Source organism: Nonomuraea sp. GTA35 (assembly GCF_041950525.1).
GTDB lineage: Bacteria > Actinomycetota > Actinomycetes > Streptosporangiales > Streptosporangiaceae > Nonomuraea.
Window position 1 is genome coordinate 281726 of sequence record NZ_JBGNUV010000001.1, and the last position, 26103, is coordinate 307828.

Annotated in this window: 22 protein-coding genes; 9 read left to right on the top strand and 13 right to left on the bottom strand. The window is 72.1% G+C overall.

Annotation, left to right across the window (positions count from 1 at the left end; all coding sequences use genetic code 11):
- The first annotated feature begins 71 nt into the window (after window positions 1–71).
- The 4 genes from ACBJ32_RS01240 to ACBJ32_RS01255 all read left to right on the top strand — a co-directional run bounded on the left by ACBJ32_RS01240 (window position 72) and on the right by ACBJ32_RS01255 (window position 3847).
- Entirely contained in the window at window positions 72–845 is a 774-nt protein-coding gene (locus tag ACBJ32_RS01240; protein WP_375124987.1) for an IclR family transcriptional regulator, read from the top strand.
- 15 nt (window positions 846–860) lie between these two features.
- On the top strand, window positions 861–2018 hold the full coding sequence (locus tag ACBJ32_RS01245; RefSeq protein WP_375124988.1) for a CaiB/BaiF CoA transferase family protein: 1158 nt from the start codon (window positions 861–863) through the stop codon (window positions 2016–2018).
- Window positions 2015–2761, top strand: coding sequence for a citryl-CoA lyase (locus ACBJ32_RS01250; RefSeq protein ID WP_375124989.1), 747 nt, complete (start codon window positions 2015–2017; stop codon window positions 2759–2761). Before ACBJ32_RS01245 ends, ACBJ32_RS01250 begins: the two co-directional genes overlap by 4 nt.
- A gap of 144 nt (window positions 2762–2905) precedes the next feature.
- The gene (locus ACBJ32_RS01255; RefSeq protein WP_375124990.1) at window positions 2906–3847 is read left to right on the top strand and encodes a ThuA domain-containing protein; all 942 of its coding nucleotides are present in this window, start codon (window positions 2906–2908) and stop codon (window positions 3845–3847) included.
- Between the two features lie 89 nt (window positions 3848–3936).
- Here ACBJ32_RS01255 and ACBJ32_RS01260 read toward each other — a convergent pair whose 3' ends face one another.
- The gene (locus ACBJ32_RS01260) at window positions 3937–6180 is read right to left on the bottom strand and encodes a sulfatase-like hydrolase/transferase (protein WP_375124991.1); all 2244 of its coding nucleotides are present in this window, start codon (window positions 6178–6180) and stop codon (window positions 3937–3939) included.
- Window positions 6181–6342: 162 nt separating this feature from the next.
- On the opposite strand from ACBJ32_RS01260, the gene ACBJ32_RS01265 reads away from it, so the two are divergent.
- On the top strand, window positions 6343–6732 hold the full coding sequence (locus tag ACBJ32_RS01265; protein WP_375124992.1) for a TIGR03618 family F420-dependent PPOX class oxidoreductase: 390 nt from the start codon (window positions 6343–6345) through the stop codon (window positions 6730–6732).
- A gap of 141 nt (window positions 6733–6873) precedes the next feature.
- Here ACBJ32_RS01265 and ACBJ32_RS01270 read toward each other — a convergent pair whose 3' ends face one another.
- The 3 genes from ACBJ32_RS01270 to ACBJ32_RS01280 all read right to left on the bottom strand — a co-directional run bounded on the left by ACBJ32_RS01270 (window position 6874) and on the right by ACBJ32_RS01280 (window position 9837).
- A complete protein-coding gene (locus ACBJ32_RS01270) occupies window positions 6874–7893 on the bottom strand; it encodes a CU044_5270 family protein (RefSeq protein ID WP_375124993.1) in 1020 nt (339 codons plus the stop codon).
- Window positions 7886–8515, bottom strand: a complete 630-nt coding sequence (locus tag ACBJ32_RS01275) for an RNA polymerase sigma factor (protein ID WP_375124994.1) — start codon at window positions 8513–8515, stop codon at window positions 7886–7888. The genes ACBJ32_RS01270 and ACBJ32_RS01275 overlap by 8 nt, the downstream gene beginning before the upstream one ends.
- A 116-nt stretch (window positions 8516–8631) precedes the next feature.
- Window positions 8632–9837 (bottom strand): cytochrome P450, encoded by a 1206-nt coding sequence (locus ACBJ32_RS01280; RefSeq protein ID WP_375124995.1) that lies wholly within the window; start codon window positions 9835–9837, stop codon window positions 8632–8634.
- A gap of 89 nt (window positions 9838–9926) precedes the next feature.
- On the opposite strand from ACBJ32_RS01280, the gene ACBJ32_RS01285 reads away from it, so the two are divergent.
- Window positions 9927–10541 carry a TetR/AcrR family transcriptional regulator gene (locus ACBJ32_RS01285; RefSeq protein ID WP_357887042.1) on the top strand — a complete coding sequence of 205 codons (615 nt, stop codon included), beginning with the start codon at window positions 9927–9929 and terminating at the stop codon, window positions 10539–10541.
- A 170-nt stretch (window positions 10542–10711) separates the two neighbouring features.
- Here ACBJ32_RS01285 and ACBJ32_RS01290 read toward each other — a convergent pair whose 3' ends face one another.
- The 8 genes from ACBJ32_RS01290 to ACBJ32_RS01325 form a co-directional block, all read right to left on the bottom strand.
- Window positions 10712–13018: a discoidin domain-containing protein gene (locus ACBJ32_RS01290; protein ID WP_375124996.1), complete on the bottom strand. Its 2307-nt coding sequence runs from the start codon at window positions 13016–13018 to the stop codon at window positions 10712–10714.
- Window positions 13015–14034 carry a hypothetical protein gene (locus ACBJ32_RS01295; RefSeq protein WP_375124997.1) on the bottom strand — a complete coding sequence of 340 codons (1020 nt, stop codon included), beginning with the start codon at window positions 14032–14034 and terminating at the stop codon, window positions 13015–13017. Before ACBJ32_RS01295 ends, ACBJ32_RS01290 begins: the two co-directional genes overlap by 4 nt.
- Window positions 14035–14243: 209 nt before the next feature.
- Window positions 14244–15701, bottom strand: a complete 1458-nt coding sequence (locus tag ACBJ32_RS01300) for an alpha-L-fucosidase (RefSeq protein ID WP_375124998.1) — start codon at window positions 15699–15701, stop codon at window positions 14244–14246.
- Window positions 15698–15877 carry a hypothetical protein gene (locus ACBJ32_RS01305; RefSeq protein ID WP_375124999.1) on the bottom strand — a complete coding sequence of 60 codons (180 nt, stop codon included), beginning with the start codon at window positions 15875–15877 and terminating at the stop codon, window positions 15698–15700. The genes ACBJ32_RS01300 and ACBJ32_RS01305 overlap by 4 nt, the downstream gene beginning before the upstream one ends.
- A gap of 6 nt (window positions 15878–15883) precedes the next feature.
- Window positions 15884–16750 (bottom strand): carbohydrate ABC transporter permease, encoded by an 867-nt coding sequence (locus ACBJ32_RS01310; RefSeq protein ID WP_375125000.1) that lies wholly within the window; start codon window positions 16748–16750, stop codon window positions 15884–15886.
- Window positions 16751–16760: 10 nt separating this feature from the next.
- Window positions 16761–17666 (bottom strand): carbohydrate ABC transporter permease, encoded by a 906-nt coding sequence (locus ACBJ32_RS01315; protein ID WP_375125001.1) that lies wholly within the window; start codon window positions 17664–17666, stop codon window positions 16761–16763.
- 3 nt (window positions 17667–17669) lie between these two features.
- Window positions 17670–18995: a carbohydrate ABC transporter substrate-binding protein gene (locus tag ACBJ32_RS01320; RefSeq protein WP_375125002.1), complete on the bottom strand. Its 1326-nt coding sequence runs from the start codon at window positions 18993–18995 to the stop codon at window positions 17670–17672.
- A 110-nt stretch (window positions 18996–19105) separates the two neighbouring features.
- A complete protein-coding gene (locus ACBJ32_RS01325; RefSeq protein WP_357887019.1) occupies window positions 19106–20122 on the bottom strand; it encodes a LacI family DNA-binding transcriptional regulator in 1017 nt (338 codons plus the stop codon).
- A 74-nt stretch (window positions 20123–20196) separates the two neighbouring features.
- Between ACBJ32_RS01325 and ACBJ32_RS01330 the strand changes: the two genes are divergently transcribed.
- The 3 genes from ACBJ32_RS01330 to ACBJ32_RS01340 all read left to right on the top strand — a co-directional run bounded on the left by ACBJ32_RS01330 (window position 20197) and on the right by ACBJ32_RS01340 (window position 24745).
- On the top strand, window positions 20197–22047 hold the full coding sequence (locus ACBJ32_RS01330) for a glycoside hydrolase family 35 protein (protein ID WP_375125003.1): 1851 nt from the start codon (window positions 20197–20199) through the stop codon (window positions 22045–22047).
- A 152-nt stretch (window positions 22048–22199) separates the two neighbouring features.
- Entirely contained in the window at window positions 22200–23354 is a 1155-nt protein-coding gene (locus ACBJ32_RS01335; RefSeq protein ID WP_375125004.1) for a hypothetical protein, read from the top strand.
- Window positions 23355–23599: 245 nt separating this feature from the next.
- Complete coding sequence (locus ACBJ32_RS01340; protein ID WP_375125005.1) at window positions 23600–24745, top strand: sensor histidine kinase; 1146 nt, start codon at window positions 23600–23602, stop codon at window positions 24743–24745.
- 10 nt (window positions 24746–24755) lie between these two features.
- Here ACBJ32_RS01340 and ACBJ32_RS01345 read toward each other — a convergent pair whose 3' ends face one another.
- Entirely contained in the window at window positions 24756–25715 is a 960-nt protein-coding gene (locus ACBJ32_RS01345) for a magnesium and cobalt transport protein CorA (RefSeq protein WP_375125006.1), read from the bottom strand.
- Window positions 25716–26103 lie beyond the last annotated feature (388 nt).

Sequence of the window (26103 nt, forward strand, 5' to 3'; positions counted from 1 at the left end):
GCAAGAGTGCCAGCCAATCCGCTTGGTGGAGCGTATGGACCGCTTAGCGGACTCGGTGTTAGCGTACGGCCATGCCTTCGAACATTCCCGCGGCGTCGGGGGAGGGCGGGGGCGTACGCAGCGTCCAGCGCGCGTTCGGCATCCTCTCGCTGCTCACCGAGGACCGTCGGACGCTGACGATCCGCGAGGTCGTCGACGAGACCGGCCTGGCCAAGACCACGGCGCTGCGCCTGCTGCAGACCCTGGAGCGCATGGGGCTGCTGTGGGCCACGCCCACGGGGTTCACGGCCGGTCCGGCGCTGTGGCGCTGGGCGCACCTGGCCCGCTCGGCGTGGGAGCTGCCGCCGGAGACCGTCCAGCTCATGCGCGAGCTGGGGGCGCGGCACCGGGAGACCGTCAACCTCTACGTGCCGCGCGACGTGCGCCGCATCTGCATCGCCCAGCAGGAGAGCCCGCAGCCGCTGCGCCACGTGGTGCGCGTCGGTGACGAGCTGCCCCTGTGGGCCGGCGCCTCCTCGAAGGTCCTGCTGATCCAGGCGCCGGAGCGGCTGCTCGTCAGGGTGGCCCGCTCCTCCCCGTACGGCGAGGCCCACGTGGCGACGCTGCGGGCCTGGATCGGCCAGGCGGCGCGCGACGGTTACGCGGCCAGCCACGGCGAGCGCGAGCCCGGCCTGTCCGCCGTGGCCGTCCCCGTCAACGGCGGCACGCGGGCGAGCGCGGCGGCGCTGACGCTGAGCGGCCCCACCGTCCGGTTCACCGAGGACCGGGTCCGGAAGTTCGCCGCGGATCTGCGCGAGGCGGCCGAGCGGATGTCGGAGCGCGGGTTCGACCATCCTCTGACTTGACTCAATGGAGCGTGCATGCAGCAGTTGCCACTGGACGGCGTCAAGGTCGTGGACCTGACCAACGTGCTGGCCGGGCCGTACTGCAGTTACCAGCTGATGTTGTTCGGCGCGGAGGTGGTCAAGGTGGAGCTGCCCGGCACCGGGGATCTCGCCCGGCGGCTCGGCCCCGACCCCGAGCTCAACCGGGCCCGGATGGGCGCCTCCTTCCTGGCCCAGAACGCCGGCAAGAAGTCGGTCGAGCTCGACCTGAAGAGCCCGGAAGGGCGGGCCGCGTTCGAGTCGATGCTCGCCGGCGCCGACGTCCTGCTGGAGAACTTCAGGGCCGGGGTGCTGGCCAGGCTCGGCTACGGCTGGGACCGCCTGCGCGAGCTCAACCCCGGCCTCGTCTACTGCGCCATCTCCGGCTTCGGGCAGAGCGGCCCGATGAGCGGCGCGCCCGCCTACGACCAGATCATCCAGGGGCTGTCCGGCATGATGAGCGTCACCGGCACCCCCGACACCGCCCCGCTGCGGGTCGGCTTCCCCATCTGCGACACCGTCGGCGGGCTGATGGCCGCCCTGGCGATCGCCGCCGCGCTGGCCGGACGGCACCGCACCGGCCGCGGCTGCTTCCTGGACCTGTCCATGCTGGAGGCGTCGATCTCCGCGATGGGCTGGACCGTCTCCAACTACCTGGTCAGCGGGGTCGAGCCGGAGCCGATGGGGGACCAGAACGCCACCGCCGCCCCGTCCGGCACCTTCGAGACCGCCGACGGGCCGCTCAACATCGCCGCCAACCAGCAGGCCCAGTTCGAGACGCTGTGCCGGCTCGTCGGGCGGCCCGACCTGCCCGCCGACCCACGCTTCGCCGAGCGCGAGTCGCGCAAGGCCCACCGGCGGCAGCTCAACCAGGAGCTCAACCAGGCGCTGCGGGCCAAGACCGCGCTGGAGTGGGAGGAGATCCTCTCCGCCGGAGGCGTGCCCGCCGCCCGCATCCTCACCGTCCCGCAGGCGCTCGCCCTCGACCAGGTACGCCATCGCGGCTTCCTGACCGAGGTGCCGCTCCCGGGAGCGGGAGAGCGGCAGATCGCCGTGACAGGGAACGGCGTGCTGGTGGACGGCGTCGCGCTGCGCCCGCGCGGGCCCGCACCGCTGCTCGGGGAGCACAACACCAAGTTCGAGGCGGCGTCATGAGCGAGCGCGAGGCCGCGGCCGACTGGTGGGCCACGGCCGTCTCGAGGATCGAGCCCGACGTCATCGAGCTGCGCGGGCAGCCGGTCCAGGAGCTCATCGGGCGGATCGGCTTCGCCGAGATGATCTGGCTGATGCTCCGCGGCGAGCGCCCCGACCCGCGCCGGGCCGCGCTGCTGGAGGCGGCGCTGGTCTCCTCCGTCGATCACGGGCCGCACGCGCCGTCCATCGCCGTCGCCCGCATGGCCGTCACCTGCGGCGTCGGCCTCAACAACGCCGTGGCCACCGGGGTCAACCTGCTCGGCGACGTGCACGGGGGCGCGGGCGAGCAGTGCGTCAGGCTGCTGGAGGAGGTGGCCGGCGACGGGGACGCCCCGGCCGTGGTGGCCCGCTGGCGCGCCCGCGACAAGTACCTGCCCGGCTTCGGGCACCGCTTCCACACCCGCGATCCGCGCCGCGACCCGCTGCTCGCCCTCGTGGCGCGGGCGGCGGACGAGGGGGTGGTGGCGGGCGCGCACCTGCGGGCCGCGCTCGAGGTCGAGCGGCTGATCGCCCCGGTGCCCATGAACATCGACGGGGCGACCGCCGTGGTCTACGCCGAGCTGGGCTTCCCCGCGCCGCTCGCGCGAGGGCTGTTCGTGCTCAGCCGGTCCGTCGGCATCCTGGCCCACGCCTGGGAGGAGAGCGGGCAGGGCCGGCGCAACAAGGGCCCGATCCCGCCGTCCATCCTGCCGACCTGGCTGTGAGCGGAGCCCCGCCGGACGGCGGGGCTCCGCTCCCGGCGGACGGCGAGTGAAGGCAGGAGCTTGTCGCCGCCAAGATCCGCAGTTACGCTCAAGCCCCTGAGTGGACCGATTGATCCACCTAGTGGATCCGCTTGCGAGGTGCCCATGCGCAGCAAACTCTCCATCGCCGCCGCCACCGGAGCAGCCATCCTGTTGCTCACCGCCACCGCACCCGGCTCGGCCGCCTCCCCGGAACCGGCCAGGAACCTCGGCGATCCCGACTACGGCGTCTGCCGGGGCACCGACCCCCGCTGCTACCACGACTGGGGCAACTTCGACCCCGCCGAGGGCTACAAGCTGCTCGTCTACAGCCGCACCGCCGGCCCCCGCCACGCCCACCTCGGCACCCCGCTCGGCCCCGGGCTCAACCCGCCGCTCAACGACAACAACGTCGCCGTCAAGGCGGTGCTCAAGCTGGGCCAGGAGAACGGCTTCACGGTCGACTACACCGAGGACGTCACCCAGCTCTCCTCGGCGGGCCGGCTGCTGAACTACAACGCCGTGATGTTCCTCAGCACCACCCGCGACACCCTCGACGACGCCGCGCAGACCGCGCTGCGCCAGTACGTCCGCGCCGGCGGCGGCTTCATCGGCGTGCACAACGCCTTCGGCACCGAGTACAACTGGCCCTGGTACGAAGGACTGCTCGGCAACGCCAACTTCTACGACCACGGCGCCAACCAGCCCGGCACCGTCGTCACCGTCAACCGCCGCGACGCCTCCACCCAGGGCCTGCCCAGGACCTGGGCCTTCTCCGACGAGTGGTACAACCTCATCCCCGCGCCCACCCGCGTCCGCGTGCTGGCCGAGGTGGACGAGAGCACCCTGCCCCAGGGCGTGCGCGGCAGCCTCGGTCACCCCGGCCACGGCGAGCACCACCCGGTGAGCTGGTGCCAGTACTACGACGGCGGCAAGGCCTGGCTGACCACCCTCGGCCACGACGTCAGGGCCTGGACCGACGAGCCCGTGGAAGGCGACCAGTACTTCGTCCAGCACCTGCTGGGAGGCGTCAAGTCCGTGCTCGGCATGGCCCCCTTCTGCCGCTGACGGCCGCGCGGCCAGGCCGCTTACGGCTGGGCGGTCTGGCTGGTCTGGCCGGTGACGGCTGCGTGACCAGGCCGTTGACGGCCGTCCGGTCAATCGGCGTGCAGGGCGATCCTGAGGTCGGCGAGCGGGTCGGGCCTGGCCGGGCCCGGCGTCCGGACGCGGACGCAGATCAGCCGGCCGTTCCAGGCGGCAGGGACGCGGTAGCGGTCCGACACGGGCAGCCCGGCGTCGTGACCCAGCCGCAGGCCGGCGCCGCCGTGCTGGAGGGCGACGGGCAGGATGCCGTCGAAGGTCAGGGAGCCCACCACGGTGCCGCCGTGCAGGAGCTGGAAGGCGGAGCCGTCCGGCCCGGTGAGGTGGGCGACACCCAGGGCCTGGCGGCCGGGCGGGACCGGGCGGTCCGCCACCACCTCCAGGATCTCCCCGGCACGCGAGAAGGTGAAGACCAGCCGGCCCGCCGAGACGTGGAGCGCCAGGCCGCCGTGCAGGTCGCCCAGGGCGAGCAGCACCCCGTCCGGCGCGTCGCCGGCCTCCACCTCGGCCGTGATCCGGAAACCGCCGAAGAGCATGGGCAGGGACTCGTCGCAGATCGGCGAGGCTCCGGGCCGGTAGGTGCGGTCGTCGCCCGGCGGCCAGGCCGGCCCGATGAGAGCGCCGATGCGGTCCACCAGGTTGTCGTAGAGCGGCAGGACGTGGTTGCGCTCGGCCTCCCCGTCCCACAGCCGCCGCAGCTCCGCGACGACCTCCGGATGCTCGGCCGCCACGTCGGTGGCCTCGGAGAAGTCGGCGGACAGGTCGAACAGCGCCCAGTGGTCGTCGTCGAAGCCGCGGCTCCCGGTGAGGAGCTCCTGCTCGTCGAGGATGCCGGTGGAGACGTGATCGGTGGTGGTCTTCCAGCGCCCGTGGACGAGGGAGCGGGAGCCCAGCATCTCGAAGTACTGGGTCTCGCGCGGTGCGGGCGCCCCGGCGTCGTCGAAGGTGGCGCGGAAGCTGGCCCCGTCGATCCGCTGCTGCTGGATCCCGTCCACGACGTCCGGCGCGTCGATGCCGATCGTGTCCAGCAGCGTGGGGAACAGGTCGTTGACGTGCAGGACGGGGTCGCGGACCGCACCGCGCGCGCGGATCCCGGCGGGCCAGTGCACGATCAGCGGGGTACGCGTGCCGCCGAGCCACGTGTAGCGCTTCCACAGGCGGAACGGCGTGTTGCCGGCCCACGCCCAGCCCCACGCGTAGTGGTTGTAGGTGGCGGGGCCGCCCCAGTCGTCGTAGCGGGCGAGGTTGTCCTCCAGGGACTCGGGGATGGCTGAGGAGAAGCGGTGCTCGTTGACGCTGCCGTGCACGCCGCCCTCGGCGCTGGCCCCGTTGTCGGAGAACAGCACGACGATCGTGTCGTCGAGCCGGCCCGTCTCCTCCAGGTGGTCGAGCAGGCGGCCGATCTGGGCGTCGGCGTGGGTGAGGAAGCCGGCGAAGACCTCCTGCTGGCGGGCGTACAGGCGGCGCTCGCCGGCGGTGAGGCCGTCCCAGGCGCGCACCCAGCCGGGGCGCGGCGTGAGGGTGGTGCCGGGCGGGACGACGCCGGCGTCGAGCTGGCGCTGGAAGATCTCCTCCCGCCAGGCGTCCCAGCCGTGGTCGAAGTGGCCGCGGTAGGGCTCGGCCCACTCGGGTGTCACGTGGTGCGGCGAGTGCGTGGCGCCGAGGCCGACGTACAGGAAGAAGGGCTTGCCCGGAGCGGCGTGACGCTGGTCGTCCAGGTAGCGGATGGCGCGGTCGGTCAGGTCCTCGGTGAGGTGGTAGCCCTCCTCCGGGGTGGCGGGCGGGTCGACGTAGTGGTTGTCCTCGACGAGGTTGGGCGCGTAGTGGTTGGCGTCGCCCTGGAGGAAGCCGTAGAAGCGCTCGAAGCCGAGGCCGAGTGGCCAGTGGCTGAACGGGCCCGCCGCCGAGCGTTCGAAGCGCGGTGTGAGGTGCCACTTGCCCACGGCCAGGGTGGAGTAGCCGTGGTCGCGCAGGATCCGCGGCAGGGTGGCGGCCGAGCGCGGGATGCGGGCGGTGTACCCGTGGTGGTCGAGGGGGATGTCGGCGAGGAAGCCCATGCCGACGGCGTGGTGGTTGCGGCCGGTGAGGAACGACGCCCGCGACGGGGAGCACAGGGCGGTGACGTGGAAGCGGTTGTAACGCAGCCCGCCGGCGGCCAGCCGGTCGATGCCGGGCGTGGCGATGTCGGAGCCGAAACAGCCGAGCTGGGCGAAGCCGGTGTCGTCCAGGACGATGGCCAGGACGTTCGGAGCCGCGTCGGGCGGGCGAGCGGCGCTGCGGAAGATCGGTTCGGCGGTCATGGCGTCACTCCAGGAGATCAGCTCGCGGCCGGCGGCGCAACCACCCGGCGGGGCGTGCGGCGGGTCACCTGCCCACCGGGGGGACGGCCGCCGCGCCACCGCGCCCCGCCGCAGGAAAGGGGCGCGATATACGATTACCTGGCGAATCACCCGAGGAGGATCGTGAACCTGGTCGAGCAGGGCAGCGCCTTCGCCGCCTTCTGGCAGGAGCGGCACCTGTGCACGCTGTCCACCGCGCGCCCCGGCGGCCCGCCGCACGTGGTGCCGGTGGGCGCGACGCTGGATCTGGAGACCGGCATCGCCCGGGTGATCACGTCCGGGACCTCGGCGAAGGCCAGGCTCATCGCCGCGTCCGGCGGCGCCCTCGTCGCGCTCTGCCAGGTGGACGGCCGGCGCTGGTCCACGCTGGAGGGGCGGGCCGTCGTGCGCGCCTCGCCGGACGAGGTGGCCGACGCCGAGCGCCGCTACACGGCCCGGTACAAGCCGCCCCGCGCGAACCCCGCCCGCGTGGTCATCGAGATCCAGGTGACCCGCGTCCTGGGCAACGTGTGATCACCCGGTCACCTGGCAGGCCTGCCGCGCCCAGCCCCTCACCGGCCCTGACCTGCTGACCCTGCGCGCCGCCGTCCTGCCGGCCGGCCTCGCCACCGTGGCGGCCGCCACGGTGGCGAGGTGGTCACGGTGGCGAGGTTGTCACGGGCGCAGGCCCGGACGTTCCACGACGCCGCTCGCGATGACGCTGCCCCAGCCGAGGAGCTGGCCCTTCTCGACCGAGTGGTACGCGCGGGGCTGCTCGAAGTCCCGGACCGCGATCGTGCGGTATCCCAGGTACTCGTACGTCTCCGGATCCACGAAGATCTCGTCCCGCAGGTAGCCCTCGTGCACCCGGTACAGCGTCACCCCCGGCCGTCCGGCCAGGTCCGTGGCCCGGGCCTCGTACCGGACGCCGGGGATCCCGGCCAGGGCCCCGTACATGGCCGCCCGGAGCGCGCGCGGCAGCACGGCGTCCCGCATGCCCTGCACGATGTGCTGGAAGGCGTACGTGTGACGCTGCTCCTGCGTCAGCGGCGGCACCGTGGCGCGGCCGCCGCGCCGTGCCGCCTGGTGCCTGGCGTGCTCGGCGTCCACCTCCGCGTACGTGCGGGCGAGCAGGGCGGCCGGGTCGGTCGGCAGCGAGAGCAGGTACGGGTAGGTCACCTCGAACTCGGAGCCGTCCACCACCTTCAGCTCGCCGTCCTCCAGGTAGGCGAACTGCTTCTCGTCCGCGCGCCGCCACAGCTCGTGCGTCCTCGTCCGGTTCTTCGTCCCGTTCTTGGGCTGCCGGAGGAGGTTCCGGCTCTTGACGTACGCCCACTGGCCGGGCTCGGGCACGGGGTCCGGGGCGGCGGCGGCCAGCGCTGCCGCGTTGCCTGCCAGGTCCTCGGCGCTGGCCACCGGGCCCAGCCGCAGCGGGGTGGCCGGCGGGCGGGAGCCGGACGGCGGGTGCGCCTGGACGGGGCCGGAGCCCTCGCGGGCCGGGGTCGCGATCACGATCGCCGCGACCAGCACCGCCGCGACCGCCGCCGCGCCCAGCCCCAGCGCCCACGCGAAACGAGGGCGGTGCCGGGGCGTGCTCATGTGGGCGAGCAGGCGGGCCCGCGCCTGCGCGACGACCTGATCGTCCGCGCCGGGCAGCGCGTCATGGCGGTCCTTGAGCTGCCGCAGTTCATCCACGGTCGTCCACCTCCTGTGACGGCAGGCCGAGTGCCGAGCGGAGCCTGCGCCGGGCCCGGGTGACGCGGGAGCCGACCGTGCCGGTCGGGATGGCCAGGGCCCGCGCCACCTCCGTGTAGCTGAGCTCGGCGCAGGCGACGAGCAGCAGCGCGTCGCGGTCTCCCTCGGACAGCCCGGCCAGGCCCTTGGCCAGCGCCGGGTTGAGCTGTTGCGCGCTCACCCGGTCGGCCACCCGGTCGGCGTGGTTCTCCACGTCGCCGGGTCCGGCGGCCCGGCCGAGGGCGCGGTAGAGGCGGATCTCGGCGCGGCGGTGCCGGCCGATCAGGTTCGTCGCGATGCCGTAGAGCCAGGCCCGCGCGCTCGGATACGCCAGGTCGTAGTGGTCCCGCTGGTCGAACGCGGCCAGGAACGTCTCGGAGGCGACGTCGTCGGCGGCGCCCGCGCCCAGCCGGGCGGCCACGTACCGGTGGATCGCCGTGAAGTATCGGTCGAAGATCACCGAGAACCACTCGGGCTCGTGGCGGGACCGCTCGATGATCGACGCGTCGGTCGTCTCCTCCGCCGTGCGTACGGAGGGACAGGGATCAGGGGCATGCACCGGCAGCCTTTCCATGGGGGTCATCGGCACTGATTGCCCGACCCCCGCATCCTTCTTCACGCCGCTTCGCCCACCGGCCCCGGAAAGGCCGGAGCCCGCCCGCCGTCAGGCACGGCGGGCGGGCTCGGGGGAGACGGCCGCTACCAGGTGACGGGCAGCTCGTGCATGCCGTACACGGTGGAGTCGTCCTTGAACGAGAGCTCCTCGGCGGGCACCGCCAGCCGCAGCCCGGGCACGCGCCGGAACAGCGTGGTGAAGACGATCTCCAGCTCCACCCGGGCCAGGCTCTGCCCCAGGCACTGGTGCGGGCCGAAGCCGAAGGCGAGGTGGCTGCGGGCGTCACGGTCGATGTCGAACCGCTCGGGGTCCTCGAACGCCTCGGGGTCGCGGTCGCCGGCGTTGGCCAGCATGAGCACGCCGGACCCGGCGGGGATCACGGTGCCGCCGAGCTCGACGTCCTCCAGCGCCACCCGCGCCATCGCCAGCTCGGCGATGGTGAAGTACCGCAGCAGCTCCTCCACCGCGTTCCCGACCTTGCCGGGGTCGGCGCGCAGCGCGTCGAGCGACTCGGGGTGCTGCAGCAGCATGTACGTGCCCAGCGAGATCATGTTCGCCGTGGTCTCGTGCCCGGCGATCAGCAGCAGGAACGCCAGGCTGAGCAGTGCCAGGTGGTCGGCCTCGCCGTTCTCGCGCTGCTTGACGATCTGGCGCCCGAGCAGATCGTCGGTGGGCTCCTGCTCCTTGGCCGTGATCAGCTTGTCGAGGTAGACGACCAGCTCCAGCACGGCGTGCTGCCGCTCCTGCTCGGTGGCCGCGCGGTTGAGCAGCTGCGCCGAGTGGACCTGGAAAAAGTCGTGGTCGGCGTACGGCACGCCGAGCAGCTCGCAGATCACCAGCGACGGCACCGGCAGCGCCAGCGCCGTCACCAGGTCGGCGGGGCGCGGGCCGTCGAGCATGGCGTCGAGGTGCTCGTCCACGATCTGCTGGATGCGCGGCCGCAGCGCGGCCATGCGGCGGACGGTGAACTCGCCGATCACCATGCGGCGGGCCTGGGTGTGCTCGGGCGGGTCCATCTCCAGCAACATCTTCGGCAGCGGCGATTCTGCCATCTGCCCGTCGGCGCTGCTCAGCCGCGGCGCGTTGGGGTGGCGGCGGTCGGCGCTGAAACGCGGGTCGCTCAGGATCTTCCTGATGTCCTCGTAGCGCGTGGCCGCCCAGGCCTCCTGCCCCGTGGCCAGCGCGACCTTGGCGACGGGCTGCTCGCGCAGGAACCGCAGGTGCTGCTCCGGCGGGGCGAACGGGCAACTGCGGGCGGTCTGGAGCGTCGTGGTGGAGTCGGTGGTCAAGGCTCTCCCATCACCATGGTGTCCTACAGCACAACTTCCCTACACCTGTAGCCTAACCTTCAATTGTCCGGGAGACTACACTGACGTGCGTGACGACGAGCACCAGAGACCGCGGCGAGGATCACGCCGATCCGAGGGTGCGTCGCACCAAGGCGGCGCTGCGGGCCACCCTGATCGAGCTCGTCCAGCACCGGGACCTGTCGAGGATCAGCGTGGCCGACGTCGCCGAGCGGGCCGGGGTGAGCCGCTCCACGTTCTACGACCACTACCGCGACGTGCACGAGCTGGCCGCGGCCGCCTGCACGGCCATGATCGACGAGCTCATCGACGCCATCCCCGGCCATGACGGGACGGGCTCGGCCGAGGCGCGGCCCGACACGCTGCTGACCTTCTTCGCGCACCTCGCCGAGCACGCCGGCCTCTACCGCAGCGTGCTGGGCCCGCAGGGCAGCGCCCGCGTCATGGACCACCTCCGCCACCGCGCCACCGTGACCGTGTACGCCAACCGCACCGGCGCCGGCCTCCTCGACCGCGCCGCGGACACCCCGCACGACGTCCCGGCCGCCTTCACGGCGGGCGCCCTGCTCAGCGTCGCCACCGACTGGCTCCGGCGCGGCTGCCCCTGCCCGCCCGCCGAGATGGCCGCCCTGACCCGCCCGCTGCTCGTGGCCCTCTACCGCGAGGACACCGGCTTGTCCGCCTGACCTCGGCCTGCGGGGCGAACCGGTCCGCCGGCACGTCCTGGCCCACCGCCCTGCTGAACCGCGTGCGGGGAAGCCGGAAGGGCGGGCGGGCGCCCAGGCGCCCACCCGCCCCTCAACGAGACGTACGCGTCGCCGCTCGTCACAGCGTCAGTCGTACGCGCAGCCGGTCGTCACGCGTCGCCGCGGTAGACGGCGACCTCGGTCAGCGTCGGCGTGTACACCTCCGCCGGCTGCTGGCTCGTGAGAGCCACCCGGAGCTTGGCGGTCGTCACGGTGCCGAAGCCGGTCACCGACAGGTCATGCCCGATGCCGTCGCCGCCGCCGGCGAACGTCACCCACGCCCCGGTCCCGGCGTCCCACCGCTGCAGCTCGAACGTCCTCACCCGCGGGTTGGTGCCCGAGTCCGTGTACTCGTCCAGGTACACCTCGTCGAACGTGGTGTCCGCGCCGAAGTCGACGTCCAGCGTGATCGGGTACGCCGCGTCGTCCGCCGCCGCCCAGCGGGTCGCCGGGTCGCCGTCGGTCAGGTTCACCGCGCCGAGCGTGCCGTTCGCGCCCGGGTGGGTCGAGCTCGCCGTGGCCGGCTTGCCGAGGGCCAGGTTGACCCGCCCCTCGCCCTCCTCCTCGATGGGATCGGTGTCCACCGGGTTCCTGACCTTCTTGCCGGCCCGGCTCTCCGCCATGCCGATGTCCGGCGCCTTGCCGTGGTAGATGTGGGTGCCGAGGAAGTCCTCGGTGCCCAGGTGCGGGTTGTAGCGGCCGGCGTCGATCAGCGGCGAGTCCTCGCGCAGGGCGAAGTGCGCCGCCGACTTCCTGATCCGGTCCACGCCCGCGCCGGTGACGTACTGCGCCGGGTCGCCGGCGAACCGCGGGTCCACGCGCAGCCCCGCCTTGTCGGCCGGCTCCTGGCCCGAGTGGGTGCCGCCCGCCTCGAAGTAGTCGTTGTTGGAGAAGACCGCCTGCCGCAGCGCCCCGGTCCGGCGGTACCACGGCGTCGGCTCGGTCTTCGAGGTGTTGTAGAAGATGTTGTTCAGGAAGTAGACCCGGCTCAGGAACGTCTCGTCGTGCACGTAGTCGAGGTCCGCGCCGTCGTAGACGAACGTGTTGTTCACGAAGTACGTCGGCGAGTAGTTCGTCGACAACATGTTCTTCACCAGCACGCCGTTGTCGTTGACGCTCAGGTTGTAGCGGGCGACGGAGTTGGAGCTGTTGCCCATGTAGGCCATCCAGCCCGCCGCGTTGTCGTGCGAGTAGTTGAACTGGTAGGTGACGTTGAAGTTGGTGTACTCCAGGTCCCACGGGGTGCCGTCGTACTCGTTGTCAGGGCCGCCGTACACCTCGTTGTACTGCATGACCGAGTCGGCGCCGGCCCACAGGTAGAGCCCGCACGACACCGCGTCGTACCGCTCCAGGAAGCCGTTGACCTCGTTGTACTCGGCCGTCATGTGCCTGCTGTTGGCGAACTGGAACGCGCCCTGGCCGATGCTCTCGGCGTAGTTGTGGCCGATGTAGACGTCCCGGCTGTACAGGTCGCGGGTGCGCACCCAGAGCTGCTCCCAGCCCTCGTGGAACTTGCCGCTCTCGTCGTACTCGCCGGCGTCCCGGCCGTCGGCGGCGAACCAGTTGAACGCGAACTGCACGGCGTGCAGCTCGACGTTCACGAACGTGTTGTCCTCGATCCTGACGTCCTGGAAGTGGTGGCCGCCGGTGCCGTACTCCTTGTAGCTCTTGCTGCCGAAGACCTGGAAGTTGACGCCGCCGTAGTGGATCTTCTGCCAGGTGCTCGGGCCGTCGAGGTCGTGCACGTGCACGTCGGTGATGCGGAAGTGGTCCATGACGCTGTCCGCGCCGGGCTCCAGCAGGTCGGCGTTGATCGAGACCGCGATGCCGTCGCGGACGTACGAGCCCGTGGTGATGTCCGTGGCGAAGTCGTCGTCGTTGGACAGCTCGACGTTGTCGATCTCGAAGTACTGCTGGTTGCGCAGCACGATCGCGCCGGTCAGGCCCACCGTGTCGGGGTTCTTCGTGCCGTCCGCCTTGAACGGGCTCGGCACCTTGCCGTTCGTCGCGATGTACGGGCGGCGGGCGCGCGCGTCGCCGTACGCCGAGATCGTGATCGGCCGGCCCGCGCTGCCCGAGCCCTTCGGCCAGAGCTGCTCGTCGTGCCACTGCTCGCCGGCCTTGAGCAGGATGCGGTCGCCCGGCGCGAACGTGGTCGCGTTCGCCTTGGCCAGGGTGCGCCAGGCCGTCCTCGGAGAGGTGCCCGCCGCGTCGTCGCGGCCGTTCGTGGCGTCGATGTAGTAGTCCTTGCCGCCCGTCCTGTTCGGCGAGTTGCCCGGCAGGTCCTTCTTCACGACGGCGGGGGAGTGCGCTTCGGCCGTGGCGGCCGGCGCGAGCGATCCCGCGAGCAGCGCGGCGAGCAGGGCCGTCAGGCCCAGCCGCAGCGCCCGCGCGACGGGGGGTGCGGAACGTGTCAAAGTCGTGCATCCTCTGCGTTGATGGTCTCCACCGCCGCCGCGTCGACCTCGATGTGGCTGCTGTCCACGCGGCGCTGGAGGAACTGGGTGAACTTCTCCTCGATGAGCGACTGCCGGATCCGCCGCGCGTACCCGGCGAACGCGGCCTCCTCGTCGACGGTCTTGCCGTCGAGCTCGTAGTAGGTGATCTGTCCTGTGCCCGGCACCGGGGCGGAGATCTGGCCCCGGCCGAGCCCGCCGAGCACCGCCGCCAGGTCCCGGTCGTGGGCGGCCGGGCCGCCGCCCTGGTGGGTGGCGGTCGTGAGCGTGGCGCCCGGCTCGCGCTCGGCGACCTCCGCCAGCCCGTCCGCCTCGGCCACCCGCCGTTGCAGGCCCTCGGCGTAGGCGGCCGGCGCGCCGTCGGGGACCGGCACGACGAGCTTCGAGTACGTGTACGTGGTGGCGTTCGCGCTCCACGCCTCCCTGTCGGCGTCGAACGCCTGCCGCACCTCGGCGCCGGTGACGTCGAGCTGGGGTTCGAGGCGTTGCTTCAGCGCCGTGGTGATCTCGGTGAGGCGGTGCGAGTAGTACTCCTCGGGGGAGAACTCGGCCAGGCCGTAGACGACCTCGCCCCTGGCGATGGCGTCGGCGCGGCGGGCGTTCTCGGCGTCCAGGTCCGCGAGGAAGTCCTCATGGTCGGGGGAGCCGATCAGGCCGTGCTCCTGGGCGAGGAGGAGGGTGGCCTTGTCCCGGTGGATCTCGTCGAGGGCGCGCTGGGTGAGCCGCTGGAACGCGGTCCGGTCGCCGGCCTTCGCGGTCCAGTCGATCGCGCCCTGGAGGTGGTACCGGTTGCGTAACTCGTTCTGGACGGCGGGGGCGAGCCGGTGCAGGTGGAAGAGCAGCTCGTCGCGGGTGACGGGGTGGCCGTCGATGGCGGCGACCCGGTCGGGGTGCCGGCTGAGCACCACACCGGTGCCCACCAGGACGGCGGCCAGGGCGGTCACGACGCCGGCGATCAGGACGACGGCCCGCCGCACCGGCCTGCGCCCCGCTCCGTTCCGTCCCGCTCCGTTTCGCCGAGAGCCGTTCCGTCCCGTTCCGTTTCGCCGAGAGCCGTTCCGTCCCGTTCCGTTTCGCCGAGCGCCGTTGTGTCGAGCGCCGTTGTGTCGAGCGTCGCCGCGCCTGGCGTCGCTTCGCTCAACGCGCTTGCGCGCGGGGCTCTTCGGCGCGGTGCCCGCGGTGCCCTTCACGAGGCCGCCTCGATCGCCGCCACGCGGGCGATGACCGGCGTGTCCCGGGTCCCGGGCACCTCGACCCGCACGGCGTCCACCTCCACCGGCGCGAACGTCAGGATGCGCCGGTAACCCACCGCGTTCGCCTCGCCGAGCGCCGTCCACCGGCCGTCCCCGAGGCGCCCGCGCACGACGACGTGCTCGATGCGCTGCCCCTGCGTGATGTCCTCGCCGACGCAGACCGCCTCGATCCGGCGCGGCCGGTCGAACTCGAGCGTCGCCCGGGGCAGGGGGTCTGCCGCGTCCGGCCGCCACGGCCGCCGGGCCGCATCCGGCAGGGCGGGCGCCACCGCTCCCTCGCCGGCCTCGCCCGGCCAGGCGGCGGCGACGTCGCCGGCGAACCCCGACGACACCGTCACGACCGCCTTCACCCGCCGCGCCCGGAAGTCCGCGATCCGCCGCCCCAGCCCCTCCAGCACCGCCACGTCCGCCTCCCGCAGCCGCCCGTCACGGGCCGGCGGCACGTTGAGCAGGAAACACGAGTTGCCGCCGACGGAACGCAGGTAGATGGTGAACAGCTCCTCCACCGGCCGCACCGCCCCGTCCTCGGCGGGATGGTGGAACCAGCCGGGCCGGATCGAGGTGTTCACCTCGGCCGGATACCAGACCAGGTCGTCCTCGTGCCCGGCCAGCGCGGCCCGGCTGCCGAGGTCGCGCTCGTCGCTGCGGATCGCCTGCCGCGCGAAGGCGCCGTCGTCCGCCTGCTGCGACCGGTCCGCGATCCGCTCGGCGTCCTGCAGCGCCCGCGGCACCACGCTCCACTCGTCGGGCCGCGTGTCGCCGGCCTCGTTGCCGCACCACCGCACGTCGGGCCCGCACACGCTGATGACCGCGTCCGGCTGCAGCTCGCGGACCACCGCGTAGTACCGCTCCCAGTCGTAGGTCTGCCGCCTGCCGTTCGGGCCCTCGCCGTTCGCGCCGTCCAGCCAGACGGAGAACACCGGCCCGTACCTGGTGAGCAGCTCGGTGAGCTGCGCGACGTAGAAGTCGTCGTACGTGGCGCCGCCGCCGTACGACGCCTCGGTGCGGTCCCACGGCGACAGGTAGACGCCGAACTTCAGCCCGTGCCGCCGCGCCGCCTGCGCGACCTCCGCCACCACGTCACCCCGGCCGCCGCGCCACGGCGAGGCCGCCACCGTGTACGAGGTCACCTCGCTCGGCCACAGGCAGAACCCGTCGTGATGCTTGCAGGTGAGGATGACCCCGGTCATCCCGGCCGACTTCAGCGCCCGCACCCACTGGTCGGCGTCCAGCGCGGCCGGATCGAACAGGGCGGGGTCGTCGTGCCCCTCGCCCCACTCCCTGTCGGTCATCGTGTTCATGCCGAAGTGGATGAACCCGTAGAACTCCATCGCCTGCCACGCGAGCTGCCGCCCGCTCGGCCGGACCCTCGCCAGAGCCTTCCCGTTCATCGCCACCTCCGGTTGTAGGAGGCCAGCACGGCCAGCAGCCCGGCCAGGCCGGCGAGCATGAGCGCGAGGTTCCCCCACCCGACCGGGGTGCGGGCGGCCACGACGACGGCCACGCAGCCGGCCGCGACCAGCGTCCGGGCGGTGACGACCAGCGCACCGCGTGTCGAATCCTTCACTGTGCATCAGCCCTTCACGCCGCCGGACGCCATGCCTTCGATGAGCCGGCGCTGGATGAACGCGTAGAAGATGAGGACGGGAACGATGACGATGACCATGCCTGCGTACAGCCGCCCGTAGTCGGCCGCAGCCTTCTGCGCGGTCATCAGGTTGAGCAGGCCCACCTGCAGCGTCTTGCCCTCCCCGGGGAGCAGGGTGAGCGCGATGATGAAGTCGTTCCAGTAGGCCAGGAAGTTGAACAGGATCACGGTGGTCAGCGCGGGCCGCGCCATCGGCAGCATGACCCTGGTCATCACCTGGAAGCGGGACGCGCCGTCCAGCGCCGCCGCCTCCTCGTAGTCGGCGGGGATCGACCGGAAGTACGCGGCCAGCAGGTAGATCGTGAACGGGATCGACGTGGCCGCGTACACCAGCGACAGCACGCCGGGGTTGTCGATGAAGAACCCGCCGGGGAAGACGTCCACGAGCGCGCGGTCCCAGTCCACCAGCATGAGGAAGATCGGCACGACGATGTAGTTGACGTTGACGAACAGCCCCGCCAGCAGCGCGACCTCCACCAGGCCGCGCCCGCGGAACTCGTACCGGGCGATGACGTACGCCGCGGGCACGGACACCGCGATGACGAACACCAGCCCGAGCACGGTCACCAGCACCGAGGTGAAGAAGTACTGCCCCATGCGCGCGGTGACGAAGGCGTCCACGTAGTTCTGCAGGTGCAGGCCCTCGGGCAGCGTCCACGGGCTGCCGTAGAACTCGCCCTTCCGCTTCAGCGAGGCCAGCAGCACCCAGCCGACCGGCACCGCGATGGCCAGCGCGATCGCGGTGACGAGGACGTAGGTCAGCGCCCGGCCGGCGCGCAGTGTCTTGGTCATGGCAGTGCCTTCAGAACTGGAGTGGCTCGCGCCGCGTCGCGCGGCTGACCAGCAGCGACACGAGGAACGAGAACGCGAAGATGACGACGCCGATGGCCATGCCGTAGCCGTACGACGAGTTCGTGTACGCCTGCTTGTACATGTAGCTCAGCAGCACCTCGGAGGAGCCGTCGGGACCGCCGCCGGTCATCGCGCGGACGAGGACGAAACTGAGGTTGACCGCGCTCATCACGAAGAACGTCAGCGTCGTGCGCAGGTTCTGCCAGATGAGCGGCAGCGTGATGGCGAAGAACTGCCGCCCGGCGGAGGCGCCGTCGAGCGCGGAGGCCTCGTAGAGCGACTCCGGGATGCTCGACATGCCGGACATGTAGAGGACCATGTAGTAGCCGAGCGACTGCCAGACCATCGCGATCGCGACGGACCAGAGCACGAGCTGCTGGTCGCCCAGCCAGACCTGCCGCAGGCCGTCCAGCGACAGCGCCTGCAGCGTGCCGTTGATCAGGCCGTTCTCCTGGTCGTAGAGGGCTGAGAAGACCGCCGCGATCACGACCACGGACAGCACGCTCGGCACGTACAGGATGAACCGGTACAGCGGCCGGCCCCGCAGCTTCTGCCGCGTCATGATCGCGGCCAGGAACAGGGCCATGCCCATCGTCACGACCGTCACGACGACGAGGAGCGCCACCGTGTTCTGGAACGCGCGCACGAACTGCTCGTCGTCGAGGAGCCGGGTGAAGTTGTCCAGCCCCACGAACCGCATGTCCGGGGAGAACCCGCTCCAGGTGTAGAACGACATCCGGAACACGTTCACGGTCGGGACGATCATGAACACGACGAACAGCACGAGCGCGGGCAGGAGGCAGGCGAGCACGAACAGGCCGTTGCCGCGCCTGCCCCGCTCCGCGGGTCTTGCCACGGCTCAGCTCCCCGCCTGGCGCAGCTTCTCGCTGGCGTCGTTGAGCGCGGCCTGCCACTGGTCCTCGGTCTTGTCGCCGCTGATGATGCTGTTGGCGGTGTCGAAGAGCGCGGCCTTGATGTCCACGCCCTCGACCGGTGCGGTGCTGGCGAACCCGCCGACCAGCGCGGTCACCGACGGGTCCTCGTAGACCTGGTAGAACTCGGCGTTCTCCTCGGACAGGCTGCTCGCGATGCCCTGGATCGGCTGGATCGCGTTGGCCTTGGCGAAGATCTTCGCCGCCTCGTCGGAGTACAGGTAGGCGACGAACTCCTTGGCGGCGTCCTTGTTCTTGGCGCCGCTCGGCACCCAGACCGACTCCACCGACGTCGTGATGTAACGCTTGCCGCCCGCCGTGACCGCCGGCAGCGGCGTCAGGCCCCACGTGAAGCCGTCGGCGCGCGGGGCGTCCTTCATCTCGCCGACGATCCAGGTGCCGTTCGGCATGAACAGCGTCTTGTTGTCGAGGATCGACTGCTGGTTCTTGGTGAAGTCCTGCTCGTTGGCGTAGCCGACCGTGGTCGGCGCGGCGTACTTGAGCAGCTTGGTGGTGAGGTCGAGCGCCTGCCGCGCCTGCGGCGTCTGCCACACGCCCTGCTTGTACGTCATGACGTCGGTGTAGAACTGCTCGCCGCCGACGTCGGCCAGCAGCGCGAAGAAGTACGAGTCGAGGTACCCGGCCGTCGGGTACGTGAACAGCGAGATCCCGTCCTTCTTGGCCGTCTCGCCCAGCTCGAACAGCTCGTCCCAGGTCGCCGGGACCTTCCAGCCCTTCTGGTCGAACAGGCCCTTGTTGTAGAACAGCCCGGTCGGCGCGTAGTACATCGGCATCGTGTACGTCTTGCCGTCGCCGTACGGGTTGGTGTTGAGGTTGCCCACGATGCCGTCGATGAGCTTGTCGCCCACGGTCTTGTCCTCGCCCGGCACCTTCGCCTGCAGCACCGGCGTGAGGTCCTCGAGGGCCTTGTCCTTGATCAGCGTCTCGGTGAGCGCGGCCTTGCGGCCCTGGCCGAGCACCACGACGTCCGGGAAGCGCCCGGCCTTCATGTTCGGCGTGATCTCGTCCTCGATGCTCTTGGAGATCTGCAGCTGCACGTCGACGTCCGGGTGCTTGGCCTCGTACGCCTGGATGACCTGCGTGTACATGTCCCGGCCGTAGCCGCCTTCGAGGGCGGCGACGCTCAGGGTCGTCTTGCCGGAGCCGGCGTCCGAGCCGCCCCCGTCGGCCCCACAGGCGGTGAGCAGTCCGAGCGCCGTGACGGCGCTCGCGAGGATGAGCGATCTCCTCATGGTTATGGGTCCTTCCGACGACTGCCCACCTGGATGCGGGCGTTGTTACGATGGCATCGATAACATGAGCGGCGCAAGTGGCACTTCACGAACAGCCGTCTCATCAGGGCTCAGGAGGCGCGCGGCGGCGCGGTGGAGGCGCGCACCGACAGCGACGCCGTGACCAGGGACTCCCCGTCGCCGGCCCCGTCGAGCAGCAGCGCGACCGCCGCCGCGCCGGAGCGGTAGAAGTCCTGGCGGACGGTGGTCAGCGGCGGGCTGCAGTAGGCGGCCAGCGCGATGTCGTCGACGCTCACGATGGACACGTCGTCGGGCACCGACCTGCCGCGCTCGCGCAGCGCCCGGATCACCCCGAAGGCCATCTCGTCGCTGGCGGCGAAGACCGCGGTGACGTCGGGGATCATCGCGAGGACCTGACCCTGCCGGTACCCGGAGTCGGGCGACCAGTCGCCCTCCAGCGGCGGCGGCGCCTGGACGCCGGCCGCGGCCAGGCACTCCTGCCAGCCCTGGCGGCGCTGGCGGGCCTCGATCCACTCGTCGGGGCCCGAGACGTGCCACACCTGGCGGTGACCGAGGTCGAGCAGGTGCTGCGTGGCGATCCGGCCGGCCTCCTTCTGGTCGATCCCCAGCACGCGGGCGCTGGCGGTGCGCGAGCCGTCGAGCGTGACGGTGGGGATGTCCCTGGTGATGTCCTCCATCTTCTGGGTGACGGAGATCAGCGGCACCGCGATGACGATGCCGTCCACGCCCTGGTCGGCGAGCTTGGACAGGGACCGCTCCATCAGGCCCGTGTCGAGCCCGGCGATGGTCGCGATGCTCACCGCGTACCCGGCCTCGCCGGCGGCCGCCTCGACGCCGGCGGTCACCGCCGAGCGCGAGTAGTAGCCGCCCGACTGCAGCAGCACGAGGCCGATGGTGTGGCTGCGGCCCGAGGAGAGCATCTTGGCGGCGGCGTTGAAGCGGTAGCCGAGCTGCTCCACCGCGGCGAGCACGCGCTTTTTCGTCTCAGGGTTGACGTTGGGCGAGTCGCGCAGCGCGCGCGAGACGGTCTGCGCCGAGACCCCGGCGGTCCTGGCCACGTCAGCCATGCTGGGCTGCCTCGCGGGCCGCTCGGTGGCTTTGGTCATGGCGCTCCTCTCGTTCTGAGCTGGATCATAGCGCGCTTGTTACACATGGCATCGATAACATAGGCTCTCGCCCCGTGATCGAGCTCCCCGCGCCGGACGCGTCCCCGGCACAGCCCAGCGAGTCCCCCGCGCTCACGTGGGGTGGCCGCCGCCTGTACCGGCGCGGCGTCCCCCACCAGATCCTGTCCGGCGCGCTGCACTACTTCCGCGTCCACCCCGACCTGTGGCGGGACCGGATCCGCAGGCTCGCCGACCTCGGGCTCAACACGATCGACACCTACATCGCCTGGAACTTCCACCAGCCCCGCGAGGACGAGGCGCCCCGCTTCGACGGCTGGCGTGACGTCGAGCGGTTCATCCGCATGGTGGGCGAGGAGGGCCTCGACGTCATCGTCAGGCCGGGGCCGTACATCTGCGCCGAATGGTCGAACGGCGGCCTGCCGAGCTGGCTCACCGGCCGTGACGTCGCCGTCCGCAGCTCCGATCCCGCCTTCACCGGCCCGGTCGGCCGCTGGTTCGACGAGCTCGTCCCCCGCCTGGCCGCGCTCCAGGCCGCCCGCGGCGGGCCGATCGTCGCGGCGCAGGTGGAGAACGAGTTCGGCAGCTTCGGCGACGACCACGCCTACCTGCGCTGGAACCGCGACGCGCTGACCGCCCGCGGCATCACCGAGCTGCTGTTCACCGCCGACGGCCCCACCGAGCTGATGCTGGACGGCGGCACCGTGCCCGGCACCCTGACGGCCGTCACCCTCGGCTCCAAGCCCGGCGCCGCCCGGCGGCTGCTCGCCTCGCGCCGGCCGGACGAGCCGTTCGTGGTCGCCGAGTTCTGGAACGGCTGGTTCGACCACTGGGGCGAGCGGCACCACGTCCGCGGGGTGGACAGCGCGGTGCGCACCCTGGAGGGGATCATCGCCGACGGCGGCAGCGTCAGCCTCTACATGGCGCACGGCGGCACCAACTTCGGCCTCTGGGCGGGCGCCAACGAGGCGGACGGGCGTCTGCAGCCCACCGTGACCAGCTACGACTCCGACGCGCCCGTCGCCGAGGACGGCACGCTGACCGCCAAGTTCCACGCCATGCGCAAGGTGCTCGGGGCGCGCGGGCCCGTACGGGTGCCGGAACGTCCGCCGGTGCTGCCGCCCGCGCGCGTGCCGCTCGTCCCCCGCGCGGGCCTGCTCGCCGGCCTCCGCGCCGTGCCCGCGCCCACCTCGACGGGGCCGCGCCCGGCCTCGTTCGAGCGGCTCGGGCTCGACGCGGGCATGGTGCTGCACACCGCGCACCCGCGCGTCCCGGCGGGCGAGCACCGGCTCGTCCTCACCGACGTACGCGACCGGGCGCTCGTCTTCGCCGACGGCACGTTCCTCGGCGTCGCCGGCCCCGGCCACCCGGAGCTCACGGTGCGCGGGACCGGCGCGGTCGTCCGCCTGGAGGTCCTGGTCGAGAGCCTCGGCCGGGTCAACTACGGGCCCGGCGTGGGCGGGCACAAGGGCCTGCTCGGTCCCGTCCTGGTCGATCGGCGCATGGTGCAGGGCTGGGAGAGCACGCCGATCGCGCTGCAGGAGTGGACGGCGACCGAACTGACCCTCGCGACCGCCCCCGCCCTCGCCCCAACCCCAGTTCCCGGCTCCGCGTCGGCTCCCTCACCTGCTGGCTTCGCTGTCGCGACCCTGCATGTCGAGACGCCCGCGGACACCTTCCTCGCCCTGCCCGGATCCGGCCGCGGCCTCGTCTGGGTCAACGGGTTCCTGCTCGGCCGCCACTGGGAGATCGGCCCCCAGGTCACGCTGTACTGCCCGGCGCCGCTGCTGCGCGCGGGCGGGAACACCGTGACCGTACTGGAGCTGGAACGGCTCGGCGACGTCCTGGAGCTGCGCGACCGGCCGGAGCTCGGACCGGCGGAGGAGTACGTCGAAGAGTTCGCCTGAGCACCTCGTGCCGCGCGGCTCGACGCCCTTGATGATCCCGATCGAACCGGCGGCCTTCGTCTTGTACGTACGGGCGCGCGGCCCCGGTTCACTCTCATGCCCCTTGGCGGTGTGCCCCGGGCGAGCGGCACGAGCCGCCCCACAATGGGCCAATGACCTACCCTTCCCAGCCCCACCCCGATGATCCATGGGGCCGGCAGGCACCGCACGCCAACGGCCGGCCCGGCTACGGCCCGGCCACCCCGCCTCCTGGGTACGGCGCGTGGGGCGGCGCCGGCCACGACCAGGGCTCCGGCCGCCCGGATCCCGGCCCGCAGCCCCGCCAGGGAGGCCCGCCCCCCGACCACGGCCGCCACCCCGAGTACGGCCCGCCCCCCGCCCAGGGGCGCTGGCCTGAGCACGACCCGACACCCGACCAGGGGCGCCGGCCCGACTACGGCCTGTCCTCAGGCCCCTACGCGTCCCGCCCGGAGCTCCAGACCACCTACGCGAACCAGGGCGACCCCTACGCCCTCCCTCAGAACCAGTACGACTACGGCGGCCTGCCCCCCAAACGCCACAACACCCTGATCATCGGCCTGTCCGCCGGCCTGGGCGTCATCCTGCTCCTGGGCGGCACGGCCGGCACGGTCGCCTACTTCAACGCCTCCCGCACCGAACCCGCCGCCGGCGTGTCCGGCACCGGCACGTCCGGCCCCACCACGGCACCCTTGGAATCCGACTCCCCGTCGGACGAGCCATCGCAGGAACCGGCGGAAGAGCCGGCGGAGGAGCCGACGGGATCGGCCGGCGAGCCCTCGGACACCACCCCCGGCTCGTCGCGGGCCGCCCCGGGCTCGCCGATCGCGCACAGCGAGTTCGGCGACTGGAACTTCCGCTTCGAGGCGGTCAAGTTCTCGGCGAACAAGGTCGGCGGCTGGTCGTACGACACGTGCGCCCCGGTGGACGGCGAGGGCGTGCTGGCCACGAACAAGTGCGAACGCGCCATCCAGGTCGCCTACTCGGCGTACCGGGGTCACCTCAGGGCGGTGCAGGTGGCGATGGCGTTCCCGACGGACAAGGCGGCCAAGGCCGCCGCCACGCGCCTGGCCAAGCTCGGCTCGAACGCCGTGAACATCCGCAGCGACATGACCCTGGACACGTTCGCGTACGGGCAGATCCGCGCCAACGTCGCCAAGAACTACGTGATCGCCACGATCGTCACCGCCGACAAGACGGCCAGGCCCAGGGCGGACAAGTTCCACCTGTACCTGCAGGCCGACGCCATGAGCTACTTCCTGCTGCGGGACGTGACCGTCACGAGCTGACCCGCCCCGGGGTCAGCCCGGTACGGCGGCGGTCCGGCCGCCCCTGACGCGGAGCAGGTCGAGCCTGCCCGCGTCCTGGCCGCCGAACGGTTCACCGCCCTGGACGCGCGCGCACCGGGTCCGCTGTCAGGGGGAGACGGTGAGCTGTCAGGATCCCCCGTCGGGCGGAGTCGCGCGAGCGTGGGCCACGCCTACGATCGGTGGCCATGACGTGGACGCGGCTGAGGGACGTACGCCTCATACCCATGGTGTTCGGACCTCTGGTCGCCGTGCTGGCCGTGGCCGAGACGCGGCTCGACGACTTCTTCGGCGCCGCCGCCACGGCCACCTGGGTGTCGGGGGTCGTGATGGGCGCCGGCCTGATGCTGGCGGCCCGGCACCCGCTCGCCGGCACCCTGATCGCGGCGCTCTGCCTGCCCGCGGGCATGCTGCTCTCCGGCGCGCCCGGGATCTCCGGCGCGGCGGTGATCGGCATGATCGGAGCGGTCAGCTGGGCCGGCTGGCGCGAGCCACCCCGCCGCTCCGCCCTGGCGCTGGGCCTGGCCGCCGTGTCGTTCGCCGCCACGGCGCCGTCCGGGGCGCCCGCGTGGGAGCTGCTGTTCGTCCCGGCGGTCCTGCTGCCGTGCTGGTCCATGGGCCTGCTGGCGCGGCGCAGCGAGGAGCGGGCGACACAGTACGCGGAGCTGGCCGCCGCCCTCGACGCCGAGCGTGAGGCCGGCGCCCAGGCGGCGGTCGCGCAGGAGCGCACGCGCATCGCCAGGGAGGTGCACGACGCGGTGGCGCACTCGGTCAGCGTGATGACGCTGCAACTGGGCGCGCTGCGCCGGATGCTCGGTGACCGTCCGGCCGAGCGGGAGGTCGTGGCCGGGCTGGAGCGGCTGGGGCGCCAGACCGTGGAGGAGATGCGCGGCCTGGTCAGCCTCCTGCGCGAGCCCGTCGAGGGCGAGCAGGTGGCGCCGATGTCGTCGCTGGTGCGGCTGGACGAGCTGATCGCGGACGTGCGCGCGGCCGGCCTGGCCGTGACGCTGGACGCCCCCGCCGTCCTGCCCCCGCTGCCGCCCGTGCTGGACGTCACCGCGTACCGGGTGTTGCAGGAGGCCCTGACGAACGTGCTGCGGCACGCCGGCGCCGCCCCGACGGCGGTCGCCATCGGCTACACCGAGCAGGCGCTCACGCTGGAGGTGCGCAACGCGCCCGCGACGGCCGGCAGGCCGCCCGCCACGACCGGCGTGGCCGTGGCAGGCGCGGCCGAGGCTGGCAGGCGGCCCGGCCACGGGCTGGTCGGCATGCGCGAGCGGCTGGCGATGGTGCAGGGCAGCCTGCAGACCGGCCCGGAGCCGGACGGCGGCTTCGCGGTGCGCGCCCGTTTCCCGCTGCCGCGGACCTGGTGAGCGCGGCTCGTCAGAGCCATCCGCTCCTGCGCAGCAGCCGGAAGACGATGATCACGGCGACGACCATGACGCCCAGGGTGAGGGGATAGCCGAACGCCCAGTGCAGCTCGGGCATGTAGTCGAAGTTCATGCCGTAGATGCCGGCGATCATGGTCGGGACGGCGATGAGCGCCGCCCACGACGAGATCTTGCGCATGTCGGCGTTCTGCTGCATGGCCGCCTTGTTCTGCTCCCGCCCCGTCAGCGCCAGGTGGGCGGTCAGGGCGCTGGTGAGCAGCTCGTTGTGCTCGTCGACCGCCGCGTCCACGCGCAGCAGGTGGTCGAGCACGTCGCGGAACTGCTCCCGGGTGGCCGAGCACAGCTCGACCCGGCCCTTCACGATCTCCTCCAGCACCGGGATCAGCGGGTCCTGGGCGGTGCGGAACTCCAGGACCTCGCGCTTGAGCGAGTAGATGTCCTCGGTGGCGTCGGCGTACTCGCCGCTGAACACCCGGCGCTCCAGCGCGATGAGGTCGCTCTCGATCTCGTGCGTGATGCGGCCGTAGTCGTCCACGACCTGGTCGCAGATCGCGTACAGCACCCCCGACGGGCCCGCGGCGAGCAGCCCGGGATCGGACTCGAGGCGGCGGCGCACCGCGCCGAGCGGCGCCGCCTGGCCGTGCCGGACGCTGATGACGAAGTCCGGGCTGAGGAACAGGTTGATCTCGCCGACCTCGATGTCGGAGGTGTCCTCCGCGTACAGCAGCGGCTTGAGCACCACGAACAGGGTGTCGTCGTAACGTTCGAGCTTGGCCCGCTGGTGGGCGTGGATGGCGTCCTCGACCGCCAGCGGATGCAGCTCCACCTCGCGGGTGATCAGGTCGAACTCCTCCTGCGAGGGGTCGTGCAGGCCGATCCACAGGAAGCAGTCGCCCCTGGCCCGCGCCGCGTTGAACGCGTCGCTGATGTCTCCCGTGATGGTCTCACGCACGCCGCCGCAGTAAATCGCCTGATCCACAATCACACCCGGTATTGTCGCGTACTCGGACAAGCCGCCCGTCCCGGTTGAGTGGCGGCGATCGCAGCGGCGAGGTGATCACCGGCGTCAGCGCCATCGGCGGCATGGTTACTCCGGTCGCCACCGGCAGGGACGTCACTCCCGCAGGTGGACCGCCCAGTAGACGACCGCAGGAGTCATCTGGACGCTGTGAGCGTGAACGCCCACCTTCCACTCACCAGGGTGGAGCGGGCCGGTGGCCTGGGCGCGCTCGAACACGCTCAAGGTCGAGACGCTGGACGCGCCCTTGACGCCGCCCGGGCCCACGATGTGCAGGTCGAAGTCGTTGTGCCATTCGTCGACGTAACCGAAGACCTTGGCT